Here is a 15,738-nt window from a genome sequence, read left to right on the forward strand (position 1 = left end):
AGCTTATCTCTCTGAGTAAGATACATGCAGTCCGCTGGAAGTTGCCATGATTTTGATATAAACGGGCTGATTCTTATATTGCGCTTCCAGCACCACCTCCCCCTCCCTGTTCAACGCCGCAAGTACACGCTCAGGTGAGTCCTTAATGGTATAGAAATTGTAAATACCGGTCTTATAGAGTTCCTCTTTTTTTACCGGCCGCTCGGGTGGGAGAGAACACCCTGATGCAACAAGACCGATGAAGCATAAAAATGAAATTAACAGGTTTTTCATGTTCACTCCCATCTTTATCGAGAGACTATGGTGCGCATGGCCTCAAGAAAAGCCGCTATGTCTTCTTCGCTGTTAAAATAACCCGGACTCACCCTTATAGTGCCGCCAGGGTAAGTTCCGATGGTTTTATGGGCAAAAGGTGCGCAGTGCAAACCGACTCTGACACTGATGTCATAATCGTTGTCCAATCGAAAACCGATTGTAGCAGGATCAAAACCATCAACGGTAAAAGAGACAACACCACCACACTGAGCATGCTTTTCTGGACCGTAAAGGGTAACACCGGGAAGGTCCTTCAAACCATGCAACAATTGAGAAACCAGCACCGTTTCCTTTTGTCGGATGCGCTCAAGCCCGGTTTCCAGAATAAATTCAATACCGGCTTTGAGCCCGGCAATGCCCGGGGTGTTCATGGTACCGCTTTCATACCGTTCCGGCAAAACATCCGGCTGACCTAATTCCGAGGAAAAGCTTCCGGTCCCTCCGACAATGAGTGGCATTAAATCCACGCCTTCAGCCATATAAAGAAATCCAGTGCCTTGTGGACCCAAAAGCCCCTTGTGTCCAGGCACGGCAAGCAGGTCAATGTTTAATTTATTCACATCGATTGGAATATGGCCCGCACTCTGGGCAGCATCAAGGAGCAATAACACACCGGACTTCCTGGTAAGAATGCCTATTTCTTCAACAGGTTGAATGGTTCCGGTAACATTGGAACAGTGGGAAAGAGCTACGAGCCTGGTCGTGGGTCGCATCGCAGCAGCAATCTTGTCTGTACTGACAAAACCGTGTCTATCGGCAGTAACCCAGGTGACTTCCACCCCTCTCTCCTCTGCAGCATGAAGAGGACGAACAAGCGAATTGTGTTCCATGGTGGTAGAAACAACATGGTCACCGGGATGCAATAAACCGTTTACGGCAAGGTTAAGCGCTTCCGTGGCATTTTGGGTAAAAACCAGGCGAGTGGAGTCCTTAATGGCAAAAAAAGTCGCCAGCAATTCCCTTGCTTCAAACACCAGTCGGGACGCGGCGATTCCTCTTTTATAACCACCTCTTCCCGGGCCGACACCGATGTCCCTGAGTGCGTGTTCAACGGCAAGATAAACAGAATCGGGCTTGGGAAAGGTAGTTGCTGCGTTGTCAAGGTAAACTGCCATTCATATTTTCTATCATTTTAACGATTATTTGGCAACCGCTTTCATGAGCGAACGCTGGATAAGCTTTCGCGGTTTCACCTTTGGCATACCCAACGTGTTCAAAAGTCTGATGGTAAGAAAATTTTCCACAGCCAACATATCTTTTAGAGAGGAAGATACATGATCCACCTTCCCACCAGCCATCATACCGTGTCCCCCGGCCGTGCCCCTGCCGTCCACAAGAGACTTGATAATTTCTCCTACATTACAATCGTGACGAATGGTCCGCATGGAAAGAACCATCTCGTCATTATAGAGCCCCATACACAGAACCGTTTCGATTTCTTCCAGCCTAAGAAGAATGTCAGCCAATTCAGCCACAATTTCCGGGAATAATATTTCCCGCAAATTTGCAATCAGGACCTTATCAAAGATTTTTGCATGCTTAAGCGCACTGTTAAGGGCCAGAAAATACTCGATTGGTAACTTTGGATGATCAATTTCGTAAAGGAGTTTCTTGTTGCTGAGAGGGAAAAGTCGAAGATAGGCATCCCTGTCAGGACGGTTTGCTTCCCTGCCGAGGTCCTGTGTCTCTGATTTTATGGCATAAAAGAGAGCTGTCGCAAGTTTGGTTCCAATAGAGATATTCTGGGCAACAAGATATTCGTAAAGAATTGTGGCTGTCACGCCATATTCAGGACGAATATCCACCCAACGACAACCTTTGCTCAATTTGTGCATGGGATGATGGTCAATAAGAATATCCACCCTTGTGCCCGGAGGCAAGGAATTGTTTCCAACCCCCGGCTGAGTATCCACCATGCAAATCACCTGAAACTCTTTAATATCCAAAATTGTAAGCGGCGTGAGGGGAATCTGTAGCTGTTTTGCCATGGTAAGATTTTCACTTCGTACTATCATGCCGGAAAAGGCTATTACTGCCTCCCTGTTCAACTTCATCACGAACATATGACTTAACGCCATGGCAGAAGCAAAACAATCGGGGTCAGGATTGTCGTGTACGATTATAAGGATTTTCCCCTTCCCTCTAACCCACGTCAACATGTCATCAATATATTTTTTAAGATTAGGTATCGGGGCTTCGCCTGACATAAAATCTCCTTTCATAACTCAAGGAAACTTTATCATAAATTTTTGCTAAAGGTAAAATATCAACTCAAGGTGGGAATTGTATCGAATAGATAAGTGGCGGGTATACAAACAAAAAAGGGGGACAGGATTGTCCCCCTTTTTTGTTTACAGTGTACCTTATTAACGTGATTAACCTAAATAACTATTATGATTTCTTGCTCTGTTCGCTAATATGGTCGGATCCAGCACTTCGCCACAACAGGTACATTTCCAGGCATCGAAAGATCTTACAAAGTCATAATATTTCTCAGCAAACATACGGCCTTTACATTTTGGACATTTCATAATAATCAACCTCCACGGGATTAAATTAGTAAACGAAAGTATCCAAATAGTATTCATTATATATGCCATGTTAGAAAATTTTTATATTACAACCTCCGCTTTCAATCACTTTATCTAATATGTGCTTTTATTTCAATCAGTTACCTACTTGCAAAATATTCGCGAATTTGACTAATTTTACCTTCTGCAATACCAGGCACCCTTTTCAATGCATCCACGGAATAGAAATCGCCATTAATTTGACGGTCAAAAACGATCCTTTTTGCCAACTCAGGTCCTATTCCCGGTAAAGCATCCCAGTCGTCCGCAGTAAGTAAATCCGGTTGAAGTGGTATACCAAGCACCATCAATTCCTTAGCGTTCATACAACCTATTGTTAATTCAAGTTTTTTCTCCCCGTCAGGCCTTAGACAAATGATATCGCCGGACTTTAGCAAAGTGCCGGGAGTCCCCTTAACCATGACCTTATCGGCCGAGGCGGCAATCGTCATATTTATGACGCTCGTAATTGTCGTCCCGTCAGGGAATCGATAAATACCAGGAGACGGCACAGAACCTTTAATCCGCACAATAATTTGCGCAGGGGAAGGATGCGAAAAGGCCACCGCAGTTCCTTTATTACGGGAACTACAGTGGCCTTTTATCAACAGCGGAATTATGAGAAGTACTGCTACAAGCCATAAAATGAAGCGTTGGCTGCCAAGGATCACTTTCTGCGAATCTCTGCTTCTTCGTCTTTATGAAGCTTATATTCAATGCAATCGATTAAAGCCTGATAGGACGCGTCGATAATATTATCGGATACACCGACGGTGCCCCAGCGGCTCTCCTTATCACCTGATTCTATGAGAACACGAGTCGCCGATGCGGTACCCTGCCCAGCAGGGAGGACTCGTACTTTATAATCAAGAAGCTTTACCTCTTTAATCCTTGGATAAAACTTCTCCAAAGCCTTTCTTATGGCGTTATCCAAGGCATTAACCGGTCCATTGCCTTCCGCGGCAGTATGCTCAACCTTGCCGCCGACCTTGACCATAATAGTGGCCTCTGAAATCGTTTTCTGCTCTTCGTGACGTTTTTCATCAATGACACGGAAACCGATTACCGAAAAAAATTTCTTATGGGTTCCCAGTGCCCGTTTCATTAAAAGCTCAAAAGATGCTTCCGCACCCTCAAACTGGTAGCCCCTATTTTCCATTTCCTTAATGTTATCAAGTATGTCAAGGGTTACCGGATCCTTACTGTCCAGATTTATCTGGAATTCCTCAGCTTTTGCCAGGATGTTTGCCCGCCCGGACAGATCGGAAATCAATACTCTGGTCGTATTTCCCACCAGTTCCGGCCTTATATGCTCATAGGTCTCAGGATGGCGCTGGATGGCACTCACATGCACACCTCCCTTGTGCGCAAAAGCGGAATTGCCGACGTAGGGCTGATGCTTGTTCGGAGAAAAATTGGCCAGTTCATACACATAGCGGGATAACTCACGCAATTTTTTCAATTGATCGCCGGAGATGCACTCCTGCTTCATCTTCAGTTTCAGTGCGGGGATGACGGAACAAAGATTGGCATTCCCGCAACGTTCGCCGAAACCGTTAATTGTCCCTTGCACCTGAACAATCCCTTGGTCCACCGCAAGGAGAGAATTGGCAACGGCACACTCGGAATCATTATGGGTATGAATACCAAGCGGCGTCTTGATGTGCTTTCTAACATCCTTGATAATCTCCGCCAACTCGAATGGCATGGTACCGCCGTTAGTGTCGCACAGCACTATGCAGTCGACCTTTGCATCTTCCGCAGCCTTCAGGGTCTTGATGGCATATTCGGCATTGGCCTTGTAGCCATCAAAAAAGTGCTCTGCATCATAAAACACTTCGGGAGCGTGGGCTTTCAGATATTCCAGAGAGTCAAAAATCAGTTCCAGGTTTTCATCCAGAGAAATACGCAAGGCTTCCCGCACGTGGAAATCCCAGGTTTTACCGAAAATGGTAACAACATCAGGTTCTGCCTGGATCAGGGTGCGAATATTCTGGTCCTTGTCCGGTGTAATCTTGGCACGCCGGGTTGAGCCAAAAGCAGCAATCTTGGCATGTGACAGTTTTTCCTTCTTGATATCCTTGAAAAATGCCACGTCCTTAGGATTGCTCCCGGGCCACCCACCTTCAATATAATGGATACCTATCTCATCAAGCTTGCGGGCAATGCGGATCTTGTCTTCAACCAGAAGTGAAATATCCTCCGCCTGGGTACCATCGCGAAGAGTAGTGTCATAAAGTTTTACCAGACTCATGTTATCACCTTTAATAAATGTATGTAGTTTAGACATATAGACAAAAAGGCACAGAAAAACAAAATTATTCATCAAACTCTGCGTCTCTGTGCCTCTATGGCAAATAATGTGAAGTAAGGACGTAGCCTTAACTTATACTATTCAGCCTATGCAGCCTTACCAGACAAACCGAACGCATCATGTAGCACCCGAACCGCAAGTTCGGTATACTTGGCGTCAACCACGACCGAAACTTTTATCTCTGAGGTGGAAATCATCTGAATATTAATCCCTTCCTTGGCCAGGGCCTGGAACATCTTGGTCGCCACACCGGCATGACTACGCATGCCTACCCCGACGACAGAAACCTTACTGATATTCTCATCGGTCAGGACCTCTTTCGCATCGATGTCCCTGGCTACCTCTTTGGTAATTGCAAGCGCCTTCTTAAAATCCGCCTTTGTCACAGTAAAGGTAAAATCCGTGAAACCCGCTTCGCTTACGTTCTGCACAATCATATCAACAGAGATGTTGGCATCGGACAAAGGCGAAAGAATTTTAGCGGCTATCCCGGGCTTATCCGGTACTTGCATAACTGCAATCTTAGTTTCGTTTTTATCGTATGCTATTCCTGAAACGAGAACTGCTTCCATATCCTTATCCTCCTTGGTAACCATGGTTCCGGGATTGTCATTAAAACTGGAACGCACATGTACGTCCACATCATATTTCTTAGCAAACTCCACGGAGCGGATCTGGAGTACCTTTGCACCCAAACTTGCCAACTCCAGCATCTCGTCGTAAGAGATCTTCTCGATCTTCTTGGCATCCTCGCAGATATTGGGATCCGTGGTGTAAACGCCGTCCACATCCGTAAATATCTCACAGACATCGGCTTTAAGCGCAGCGGCCATCGCAACAGCAGAGGTGTCCGAACCGCCACGGCCTAATGTGGTAATATTGCCATCCTTATCCACACCCTGGAAACCGGCAACAACCAGAATTGTGCCGTCCTTGATATCAGCTCTGATCTTTGTGTCGTCAATACTCTCAATCCTTGCCTTGCTATAGGCATTGTCCGTTATGATGGGAATCTGCCAGCCGTGATATGACTTAGCCTTGTATCCCATGGATTTCAGGCATATCGCCAAAAGCGCAATAGAAACCTGCTCGCCGGATGCTACAAGGACATCGTACTCGCGATTGTCCGGAAATTCACATATATCGTTGGCCAGAGCCACCAGCTTGTTGGTTTCACCGGACATTGCCGAGACAACGACAACCATATCGTTACCAGCGTCATAGGTTTTTGCGACTCTCTTGGCAACATTCCGGATTCGTTCAACACTTCCCATTGAGGTGCCGCCATACTTTTGGACCACCAGTGCCATGCAAGTCCTCCTCGAATATATATTAATGATTATCAGGCTGATCACCGTCAGCTTCTTTGGAATATCCTTATTACCAAGAATACATCTCCTGGTCAAAACATTTTTTTATTATCCTCGGCAAAAAGTTGCTCAATTATTTCTACGGCTCTTTCACCCGACGGAGTAAAGGTCAGGCACCGTTGTTCATTTCCCGCATGGGTCAAAACAACCTCAAGATGTTCCTCCGGCAGCGCATCCTTCAGACGTTCAGCCCATTCAACCAAACAGACGCCGTTGCCATAAAAATACTCTTCAAAACCAAGATCTATAATATCCTGGTCACCATGCAATCGGTACAAATCAAAGTGATAAAGAGGAAGTCGCCCCTTGTAGATATTCACAAGGGTATAAGTCGGGCTGGTTATGGGAATAGTCGGATCAATCGCCAGACCGGCGGCAACACCTTTTGCAAATTGGGTTTTACCGGAACCGAGATCACCGACCAAGGCAATGAAATCACCTGCCGACAAAAACGATCCCAACCGCTCTCCCACAGCAATCGTCTCTTTAACGCTATTGGTGATGAGCGTTTTCACGGTCACGGGTTAATCATCGTACGGATAAGATCAATGCGGCTGATCACCCCTACCAACTTCTTGTCGTCAACAACCGGGACAGCATGAATTTTCTTACTGCTCATAATGTCGGCTACCTCACTTAATAAAGATGTCGATTTTACACTTTCAACATCTTCAGTGTAAATATCTCCGACAGTCTGCCCCGTCATTTTTTTCAACTCTTTTTCAAATTTTTTCTCACTTTCAAGATAAATAACCCAATCAAAGAGAGAAATAACCGTGGGAATATGCAGACTTTTGTCCTGCTCGATCAAATCGGTCTCTGTGACGATCCCGATCAGCTCACCGTTATCATCAACCACCGGGAAACTGCTCATGCGGTTAGCGGTAAAAAGCTCGGCAAGCTCACGGACAGTTGTTCCGGTCTTTACCGTTATAACATCTTTCGTCATCACATCAGCGGCAGTCAGCATCATAATCTCCTGTCAATAATAGTATCAATTTTTAAAGTGCTGCGAGTACCCTAAAAGTGCATTGGCAACGCTTCCCTTGAAAGCTTTTTAAAGGCATAAGGGAGCCATTCCTGTACATCTACTGCCGATATTCCGATCTCCCCCTTTTCAGCAGCCACCAGATCGGCAGAAAAACCATGCAAAAACGCCCCGAGTTTACAGGCAGCAAACGGAGCATATCCCTGGGCTATAAGTGCGGCCAGAATGCCGGTCAAAACATCTCCCATTCCGCCAGAAGCCATGCCTGGATTACCACTGCCATTGATGGCTATTTCTCCGTCCGGAGTGGCAATAATCGTCCTTGCCCCCTTTAACAGCAAGATGACATTATACTTGGCGCTGAGATCGCCGGCAATGCCGATCCGGTCTTTTTCTACCTCAGCGGTAGTAATTCCTGCAAGGTTTGCCATCTCCCCCGGATGGGGTGTGAGAATAACGACAGACGATTTCCTGTGCAACAAAACCTCACGATTCTCAGAAAGAGCATGCAAGCCATCCGCATCAATAATCAATGGCTGATCAAGATCGTTGACAACTCTCTGCACCAGCACGGAAGTCGAAGGGTTCCGGGAAATTCCCGGTCCGATGGCTACGGAAGCCTTGCCGGCTGCAACAGCCATAATCGGGTCATAGGCAGCTTCACCAAGAAAGCCGGCATCGGCATCGGGAAGAGGCAGGGACATGGCCTCTGTGGTTTTTACCTCCATGATCGCATTAAGACTGGCCGGTATTGCTACGGTAACAAGTCCTGCGCCCGCGCGCACTGCGCTATTGGCAGACATGGCAGCAGCTCCGGTTTTCCCGGTGGAACCGGCAATGATCAAGGTGTGTCCGCAATCGCCCTTGTGCGCCTGCTTTCTTCGCGGCTGCAATAACATTTGTGCCGCATCATAATCAACAAACTCAAAACCGGCCGCTTCGGTAACGACCTCAGCAGGCATACCGATGTCAGCCACCAGCAATCTCCCGCCCAGCTCCGCACCCGGGTAGAGAACGTTCCCCAGCTTGGCAGCAGCAAAGGTGACGGTCATATGGGCTCGAACAGCTTTACCCAAAACTTTGCCGCTGCCGGCATCAATCCCGGACGGAATATCAACGGCAAACACAGGTTTACCACAAACATTAATGATATCAATGACTTCTGCATAGACGCCGCGGACCTCGCTCTTTAGTCCTGTCCCCAAGAGGGCGTCCACAACAAGCGTTGCATTGGCTAAAGATGTGACGCATTGACAAAGAGTTTCAGTAACCGGGCAAAAAGTCACTATTTCCGTGTCGAGGCGTTGCAGGTTTATGGCAGCATCTCCGGCAATCTCGTCACTGCCGGCCACGATAAACACGCGAACGTCCCACCCCTGCTCCATCAACAAACGGGCAATGACATAACCGTCTCCGCCGTTATTACCCTTCCCTGCGAGAATGACGGCCTTCCTGAATGAAACGGATCCAAACTCCGCCATAATCGCCTCGGTGCAACGTCGGCCGGCATTCTCCATCAAGGTAAGACCAGATATACCGAAAGCCTCGATAGTCCGTTTATCCATCAACTGCATTGTCGCGCCGGTGACAACCTTCATTTATTTCTCCAGAACCAGCATCGCCACGGCAAAATTCCCATCATGGGAAAGAGAGAGAAAACTTTTGCTGAGTTCTGCCTGGGCAAACAATTGTAGCGCCCTGCCGGTGAGCCTCATTTCCGGTTTGCCGAACTGATTGTTCACCACTTCCATATCCTTCCATGACAAGCCATCGCGAAGGCCTGTACCAAGAGCCTTCAGAAAAGCCTCCTTTGCGGCAAAGCGAAGCGCATAATGTTGGGCGCTGTGCTTCTTTGCAGCACAATAATCCAGCTCAAGAGGCGTGAAAATCCGCTGCAAGAGCGCCACATTCCCATCATGAACAAAACGCTCGAAGCGTGAGATATCAACTATATCGACGCCAGTGCCGAAGATCATCTTAAATTCCACTCTCCCATGACATCCCCATTAAACAAGCTTTTCAACAACCTGATCTTATACCATGAATTAACAATCTGTTCAAAATCAATTTCCCCACCCGGGACGAATAAATTACAATCATCCGTATCCGGCGCCAATCTTTCAATCCGCCCTGATTCCACGTCATTGAACAGATTGTAGCAGATAGTTTTCCAGATTACCGCCCATTTCAACATCAATGTCGGCATTCTTTACAATTAATTTCATTAATATGTTTTTGTGTTTCAATTGATATTTTTGAAGGATTTATTGATGGGAATAACCACAAAAGTAAACTTTAGTAAAGCAGGAACAGACCATTTACTTCACAAACGAAGATTTAAGCAGGATATGCTTATTATCGAGAATTTCAATCTCCCGCTCCTTCACGAAGCGATTCAAAAGTCTCGTTACCGTTTCGCGGGAGACATTTGCGTATCCTGCGATATCTTTATGCAGCAGTTTCAGCGCTATTATGATACCCCGCTCATCCATTACGCCGTTAATTTTACCAAGCTGCTCCAAAACTGCCCTGACCCTCTGCTCTGCACTTGCAAAACTCATTACCTTGAGCATCAACCATGATTCTCTCAATCGGGTACACAGCATGGCTACAAGCTGGTGCATCACTTTCTCGTCTTTCAACAAATATTTTTCAAAGTTTTCCCGGGCGATCAACTGCACACGAGAATCCTCCATGGCAATAACGGTTGCAGGTGCAGTTTTTCCATCGAGCAGAGCCATTTCACCAAAAAAATCACCCTTTTTATGGATGGCAAGTATATGCTCCTTCCCATCTTCGCTCGTCTGCACGACTTTTACTTTACCGGAAGAAACAATGTACATATACCTTTGAGTGTCCTCCTCCCACAGAATTACATTGTTTTTGTTGAATTTTTTTTCTTCTATAATATTTCTTAAATCAGTTAATTGTTCCTCTGATAGACATTCGAAGATCGGAATAGTTTTTATGAAATTATATGATTTCAACTGATCAGATTTAGCTATGCCGGATACACTCATAAATGCCTCGGAATATTACTGATACCTGCTTACGCAGCCTATAAAGATTCTCGTTAAGGCAACGCTAAAAGCGCATATTCTGTCTCCATTCAACTGTAGCAATTAAATTGCCAATCCCACAACATACCGATATTATGCAGCTTCGCAAAATATTATGGATTTTGAGTATTATATATGTAAAGAAAGTCGACAATAATTTTGCTACAGTGCGTGTACTTGTAAAATTCTCCTGAAAATTCACAACTGGGCTTGCTTTGCTTGCAAGGCTGAAAGCTTGTTAAGATTATATTTTTTCATGAGATCATAAAAAGTAGGTCTACTCACACCCAGCGCTTCAGCTGCCTTTGCAATATTTCCTTCCTGGCGCTCCAGGGCATAAATAATCATTTCTCTCTCAACTCTGTCCCTTGCATCCTTCAATGTCACAACATCTGCTACAGGAATCTGCTGCTGTAGCGGCATGTCTGTGAAACCAAGATCATCGGGTTCCAGCAATAACGAATCAGACATGATAACAGCTCGTTGCACCCTGTTTTCCAGCTCCCTGACATTACCCGGCCACCGGTGTGATTCGAGCAGATTGATGGTACCCGTGCTGAAACCCTTCACTTTTTTGTTGAATTCTTCAGTCGATCTTTTCAAAAAGAGATTCGCCAGGAGCACGATGTCATCGCCACGCTCACGCAATGGAGGAAGGTTGATATTGATTACCGCTATCCTGTAATACAGGTCTTCCCTGAAAATTCCCTCCTGAATCGCCTTTGAAATATCAATATTGGTTGCAGAGATTATCCTGGCATCCACAGCGATGTCCTCCCGCCCACCGACTCGCTGCAACACTTTTTCCTGAAGAAAACGAAGCAGCTTAACCTGGAGGTTGCCGGGCAATTCACCTATTTCATCGAGAAACAGGGTTCCCTTGTGCGCATACTCCGCTTTTCCTTGTACACGTGCATGAGCTCCGGTAAAGGCGCCTTTTTCAGCACCGAATAATTCAGATTCAAGCAAATTTTCCGGTATCGCACCGCAGTTTATGGGAATAAAAGGGCCTTCATTTCTAAGACTCATGGTGTGCAGAGCCCTGGCAACCAGTTCTTTGCCCGTCCCGCTCTCACCGGTAACAAACACGGCAATATCAGATGATGCAACCTTTCTTATGGTAGAAAACACCTGCAACATCTGGGGACAATGTCCGATTATGCCGCCAAATCCTGTACCGTTATGCTCCAGTGCGGTTTGCAGCCGATTGTTTTCCTCTTCAATGTCCAGTAAATAAAATGCCCTGTTGATAATGACCTTCAATTCATTCATATCGATCGGCTTTTGATAGTAATCATACGCACCGAGTTGCACAGCCCTCAGGGCATTGCTTCGTCCGTCATTACCTGTGATCACAATGACTTTGGCAGCAGGAACATGCCTGAGTATCTCTTTCAGACACCTAAAACCTTCCTCCATACCATCTTCATCGGGGGGCAAGCCAAGATCCAGTGTGATAACTTTAGGATTGTGCTTCTTGAACAATGATAGTGCCTCACCACCATCGCAAGCAAACAGAACGTCATATTCTTTTCCAAGCCCCCATTTAAGCTGCTTGCGAATATCGCTATCATCATCAACGATCAAGAGCTTTTCCATCATACTCTCCTGTTTTCTCACTTAATCCTTAGGCAACCAGACTGTAAAAGTTGTTCCTATGCCGAGATCACTACTTACTTCGATTCTGCCGTTATGCGCTTCCACAATCTGTTTGCTCTGATAGAGTCCAATACCCAACCCTTTCTTCTTTGTAGTCTTGAATGGAGTAAAAAGATATTCATGCAAAAAATCGGGAGCGATACCGCAGCCGTCATCAAGAACCTTTATGAAAGCCAGGTTGCCGGCCCCTACTTCAACAGAGATCTGCCCCCTGCCGTCGGTTGCCTCCACGGCATTCAAGAGCAAATTCAATGCAACCTTTTGCAACTCTTCGCGATCAACCATTGCGATCACGCTGTTACCTCTGATACATATTTTCCCACCGTCAACAATTTCAGCGGTCTCCTTTACCAATTGTAACAAATCTGCCGGTTCCCGATTTAACGAATGCTTTTCCGGGATAATTTTAAGCCGTGAAATAAGAGCCTTCATTTTTGCTACCGTGTTGCCGAGCGATTCGATCATATCCTGCTGAAATTCCGTTTCGGACATATAATGACTTGCATTGTCCAGGATCAATGAAACCGTATAGACCAGGTTTTTCAGGTCATGGATCACGAATGTTGAAACTTTGCCGAGTGCTTCCATTTCCCGCGCCTGAGCCAATTGCTCTGAAAGCCGCAAGTTCAACAGGGCAGATGAAGTTTGGCGCGCCAGAGTTTTCATAAGATCATAGTCTTCGTAGTTATAAACCTCATCCCGATTTACTGGTTTTCCGAGAACTATGAAACCGTCCATCACGCCGTTTAAAAACAGCGGGATAACAAATGATATGTCGTTCAGCCTGAAAAAGTCCTTACAGTGGTCGGACGGTTCAAAAATCCCCTCGCCCATATTGACGACCCAGCTCTTTTCCGTCATATGCTCGATGATAGTGTCATCACGGCCAAATTCTACTGCTCGCGTCTCCATCTCAAGACTTGCAGCTGTTCTAAACAATCTCCGTTCACCATCATAAAGAAACAGGGCGCAGCCACCCATGCCGAAGGTATCAGCATAACCGCACAGGATAGACTGTAACAACTCATCGCCGCTATGTGACGAAGATAGGCGATCGGTAAACTGAAGCCATTGAATTCTGTAATCATACTTGTTCTTGTAAAAGTTCTTATGCAGATGGACTTTAATTTTGCGTTTCACCGTTTCCGAAAGTAGAACGCATATCAGCCCCGCACCTGATAAAAATGCGATAACAATTGCCATGGTGCGTTGAAACGAGTCTCCGAAATATTTCATCCCCTCGCCCATCAAACCAAGTCCAAGCAGGTAAAGGCTGACAACGACGAGAACAACCGATTTGTAGGCTAACTGCCGGGATACGGTAACTTTTACTCCGTTGCCCCTGATGAACCTGGAGTATGCCATCATAAAAACAGCAATGATAATAACTACCGATCTACCCGGAACCAGATTCATATTGATTGTTCGATAGAGAAGTCCCTGGCTGTAATAAAAAATCAGGAAACTCAGCAAAAAACCGGCGCCTACTATTTCGTACTTGATTTTCCATCTTGAAGAAACAGATGCGTTTATAAATGTAGCTTCAAGATTGATCAGGGCGATCACCATATAAATCAGCAAGGCAAAGAAGAAAATGAAACCGTAGTTTCCGAGGAACAACATGCGCTCGGAAATAAAGTCGGGGGAATAAAAAAATAAATTGACTGGTATTGTGATGACTGCCAGTGGGAATAGACAGGCGATAGCAATGGTTAATCGTTGAGAATTCGGGATTGATTGCACTTTATACAGTCTAGAACAGGTGAGACTAAACAGGAGCCAGGTGATAGGTAGGGTACATTCGGCAAATAGCGATAATTGCTTCCACAACATGACCCTTTTCGTGTCGTTAATCGATAACAGATCGAATATTTCCAGAGCACATACAGATGTGAGCGCAGCAAGGTTAGCGTACGAGTAAACATCTCTTTCTCTTTTATTGAGAAGATAAAAAGAGTAAATACAGCAAACCGATATTGCACCTATGGAAAGTATAGTTTGAAACATATGGTATCATCATATTAAAGGTTGTTTAAACTACATTATGCACAAACCACCTTAGTGACACGTCTAATCCTTGGTTATTACTGCGGCAATTAAAGGCTCTGCAACGAATCAAGTGGGTAGAGGGAATAGCGACTTTAGGTTGAGCTTGCCTGCAACCAGATAAGCCATGCAGATCAAGTTGTCAGGATTCCGATAGCCTCGTGCCCGAGTTTTGGCTGATTGAATTAGGCTGTTGATGCCCTCAATGAAGCCGCTAGTCAGGCCGCTTTCAAAATGTGCCAGAATGCCATCCCAATGCTCTTTTACAGATTCGGCCATGTTCTTGATGAGTTGGATTGAGCTTGCGGCGGCTTTCCGATGCCATTTGGTCAACAGGGTTTCTGCCTCCGTTCGGCTTGAAGCAAAATAGACGTTCTGAAGGTTCAGCTTGTGCATGTAAGCTTCCGTACTCCTTAAGCTTTGACTGGTGATAATGGCATCCAGGCGCTGTTCCTCTTCCGGTGTCAGGTTCTCTGGATTTTTGAGGAACAGGTTTCTGCTCTTTTTCAGGATTTCAGGAAATAACCTGGCTTCTTGAGCCCTTATCTTACTAAGCTTATCGTTCATAAGCTTGATGACGTGGAATTTATCGAAGGTGACCACGGCATGGGGCAACTGCTCTTTGACACCCTTTATGAATGCCTTGGACATGTCAATAGCAGCGTCTGTGATGCTATCAGGATCGCCGCCATGTGACTTAAGGTCCGCGACGAAGCTCTTGACTGTTTCGTTGTCCTTTCCCGTCGTGCCGAACAAGAGCTTATGCATGTCGAGGTCGAAGAAGAAGGTGACGAATTTCTCGTCATGACTGCGCCCGGCAAAGGTTTCATCCGCACCGACCCTCTTCACCTCGGAGAAGTCTTCTGCGGCCCTTGCCTTCTCGACATAGGATTGAATCAACCGCCATAGACGGGTATCGGTAACGGCAAACAGCCTGCTCATGACCTTCACCGGCAAATCACGAGCCATGGTCATGGCCAGGGCCTCAAACAGCAGCGTAAATCCTGAGCCTGCGCGAGCCCAGGGTACCTGGACCAACTTCACGCCGCAGTCGCTGTTAGGGCACTTTACCCGTGGAACACGCGCATGAAGGTAGGCTTCGTACTGGAAGAAATTCAGATGCCGCCACTCTTTCTCCGTGGTGTCATGGACTGGTGACAACGTTCCGCAGACCGGACAGGGAAAGGTGGCTCCCCGCTGGAAGTCGATGGTTATGTCCAAACGACTTGACTTCTTGTTGAAGTCAACAGAGGTAACCTTCCACGGGATGGCAATTCCAAGAGCAGCACCAAAAAGATCTTCAGGATTCATAGCGATTACTAACCTCCAGGCTGAGTGATGGTGGCCTATCTTACATCAACCCGGCCCAGGCTACCCACTCAATTCGTCGAGGAGCCCAATTAAACATGTGAACGGT

General features: G+C 46.1%; 14 protein-coding genes. All 14 read right to left on the reverse strand.

From position 1 onward, the window contains the following. Positions 1-3: 3 nt before the first annotated feature. The 14 genes from GURA_RS11750 to GURA_RS11820 all read right to left on the reverse strand — a co-directional run bounded on the left by GURA_RS11750 (position 4) and on the right by GURA_RS11820 (position 15,632). Positions 4-273 (reverse strand): hypothetical protein, encoded by a 270-nt coding sequence (locus GURA_RS11750; RefSeq protein WP_157046187.1) that lies wholly within the window; start codon positions 271-273, stop codon positions 4-6. Between the two features lie 14 nt (positions 274-287). Continuing rightward, entirely contained in the window at positions 288-1,430 is a 1,143-nt protein-coding gene (locus GURA_RS11755) for an aminotransferase class V-fold PLP-dependent enzyme (protein ID WP_011939186.1), read from the reverse strand. A 24-nt stretch (positions 1,431-1,454) separates the two neighbouring features. After that, positions 1,455-2,522, reverse strand: coding sequence for a DHH family phosphoesterase (locus tag GURA_RS11760; RefSeq protein WP_011939187.1), 1,068 nt, complete (start codon positions 2,520-2,522; stop codon positions 1,455-1,457). A gap of 464 nt (positions 2,523-2,986) precedes the next feature. Further along, entirely contained in the window at positions 2,987-3,556 is a 570-nt protein-coding gene (locus tag GURA_RS11765) for a helix-hairpin-helix domain-containing protein (RefSeq protein WP_011939189.1), read from the reverse strand. Beyond that, complete coding sequence (cimA, locus tag GURA_RS11770; RefSeq protein ID WP_011939190.1) at positions 3,553-5,139, reverse strand: citramalate synthase; 1,587 nt, start codon at positions 5,137-5,139, stop codon at positions 3,553-3,555. The genes GURA_RS11765 and cimA overlap by 4 nt, the downstream gene beginning before the upstream one ends. A 146-nt stretch (positions 5,140-5,285) precedes the next feature. Next, on the reverse strand, positions 5,286-6,509 hold the full coding sequence (locus tag GURA_RS11775; RefSeq protein WP_011939191.1) for an aspartate kinase: 1,224 nt from the start codon (positions 6,507-6,509) through the stop codon (positions 5,286-5,288). Positions 6,510-6,601: 92 nt separating this feature from the next. After that, the gene (gene tsaE, locus GURA_RS11780) at positions 6,602-7,090 is read right to left on the reverse strand and encodes a tRNA (adenosine(37)-N6)-threonylcarbamoyltransferase complex ATPase subunit type 1 TsaE (protein ID WP_011939192.1); all 489 of its coding nucleotides are present in this window, start codon (positions 7,088-7,090) and stop codon (positions 6,602-6,604) included. Continuing rightward, positions 7,087-7,539 (reverse strand): CBS domain-containing protein, encoded by a 453-nt coding sequence (locus GURA_RS11785; RefSeq protein ID WP_011939193.1) that lies wholly within the window; start codon positions 7,537-7,539, stop codon positions 7,087-7,089. The genes tsaE and GURA_RS11785 overlap by 4 nt, the downstream gene beginning before the upstream one ends. 50 nt (positions 7,540-7,589) lie before the next feature. Beyond that, positions 7,590-9,155 carry a bifunctional ADP-dependent NAD(P)H-hydrate dehydratase/NAD(P)H-hydrate epimerase gene (locus GURA_RS11790; RefSeq protein ID WP_011939194.1) on the reverse strand — a complete coding sequence of 522 codons (1,566 nt, stop codon included), beginning with the start codon at positions 9,153-9,155 and terminating at the stop codon, positions 7,590-7,592. After that, complete coding sequence (locus GURA_RS11795; protein ID WP_041245419.1) at positions 9,156-9,533, reverse strand: holo-[acyl-carrier-protein] synthase; 378 nt, start codon at positions 9,531-9,533, stop codon at positions 9,156-9,158. Positions 9,534-9,875: 342 nt separating this feature from the next. Continuing rightward, positions 9,876-10,577: a Crp/Fnr family transcriptional regulator gene (locus GURA_RS11805; protein WP_011939196.1), complete on the reverse strand. Its 702-nt coding sequence runs from the start codon at positions 10,575-10,577 to the stop codon at positions 9,876-9,878. Positions 10,578-10,814: 237 nt separating this feature from the next. Continuing rightward, the gene (prsR, locus tag GURA_RS11810; protein ID WP_011939197.1) at positions 10,815-12,215 is read right to left on the reverse strand and encodes a PEP-CTERM-box response regulator transcription factor; all 1,401 of its coding nucleotides are present in this window, start codon (positions 12,213-12,215) and stop codon (positions 10,815-10,817) included. A 21-nt stretch (positions 12,216-12,236) separates the two neighbouring features. Beyond that, entirely contained in the window at positions 12,237-14,282 is a 2,046-nt protein-coding gene (gene prsK / locus GURA_RS11815) for an XrtA/PEP-CTERM system histidine kinase PrsK (RefSeq protein WP_011939198.1), read from the reverse strand. Positions 14,283-14,390: 108 nt separating this feature from the next. Beyond that, positions 14,391-15,632, reverse strand: a complete 1,242-nt coding sequence (locus GURA_RS11820; protein ID WP_011937052.1) for an ISL3-like element ISGur7 family transposase — start codon at positions 15,630-15,632, stop codon at positions 14,391-14,393. Between the last annotated feature and the right edge of the window lie 106 nt (positions 15,633-15,738).

Source organism: Geotalea uraniireducens Rf4 (assembly GCF_000016745.1).
In the GTDB taxonomy this organism is placed as follows: Bacteria; Desulfobacterota; Desulfuromonadia; order Geobacterales; family Geobacteraceae; genus Geotalea; species Geotalea uraniireducens.

Bases quoted from the DNA above. Each gene is read 5' to 3' on its own strand.
- GURA_RS11820 (WP_011937052.1), bottom strand. From the start codon at position 15,632: ATGAATCCTGAAGATCTTTTTGGTGCTGCTCTTGGAATTGCCATCCCG.
- GURA_RS11775 (WP_011939191.1), bottom strand. From the start codon at position 6,509: ATGGCACTGGTGGTCCAAAAGTATGGCGGCACCTCAATGGGAAGTGTT.
- prsK (WP_011939198.1), bottom strand. From the start codon at position 14,282: ATGTTTCAAACTATACTTTCCATAGGTGCAATATCGGTTTGCTGTATT.
- GURA_RS11750 (WP_157046187.1), bottom strand. From the start codon at position 273: ATGAAAAACCTGTTAATTTCATTTTTATGCTTCATCGGTCTTGTTGCA.
- GURA_RS11805 (WP_011939196.1), bottom strand. From the start codon at position 10,577: ATGAGTGTATCCGGCATAGCTAAATCTGATCAGTTGAAATCATATAAT.
- cimA (WP_011939190.1), bottom strand. From the start codon at position 5,139: ATGAGTCTGGTAAAACTTTATGACACTACTCTTCGCGATGGTACCCAG.
- GURA_RS11795 (WP_041245419.1), bottom strand. From the start codon at position 9,533: ATGATCTTCGGCACTGGCGTCGATATAGTTGATATCTCACGCTTCGAG.
- GURA_RS11785 (WP_011939193.1), bottom strand. From the start codon at position 7,539: ATGCTGACTGCCGCTGATGTGATGACGAAAGATGTTATAACGGTAAAG.
- prsR (WP_011939197.1), bottom strand. From the start codon at position 12,215: ATGGAAAAGCTCTTGATCGTTGATGATGATAGCGATATTCGCAAGCAG.
- GURA_RS11755 (WP_011939186.1), bottom strand. From the start codon at position 1,430: ATGGCAGTTTACCTTGACAACGCAGCAACTACCTTTCCCAAGCCCGAT.
- GURA_RS11760 (WP_011939187.1), bottom strand. From the start codon at position 2,522: ATGTCAGGCGAAGCCCCGATACCTAATCTTAAAAAATATATTGATGAC.
- GURA_RS11790 (WP_011939194.1), bottom strand. From the start codon at position 9,155: ATGAAGGTTGTCACCGGCGCGACAATGCAGTTGATGGATAAACGGACT.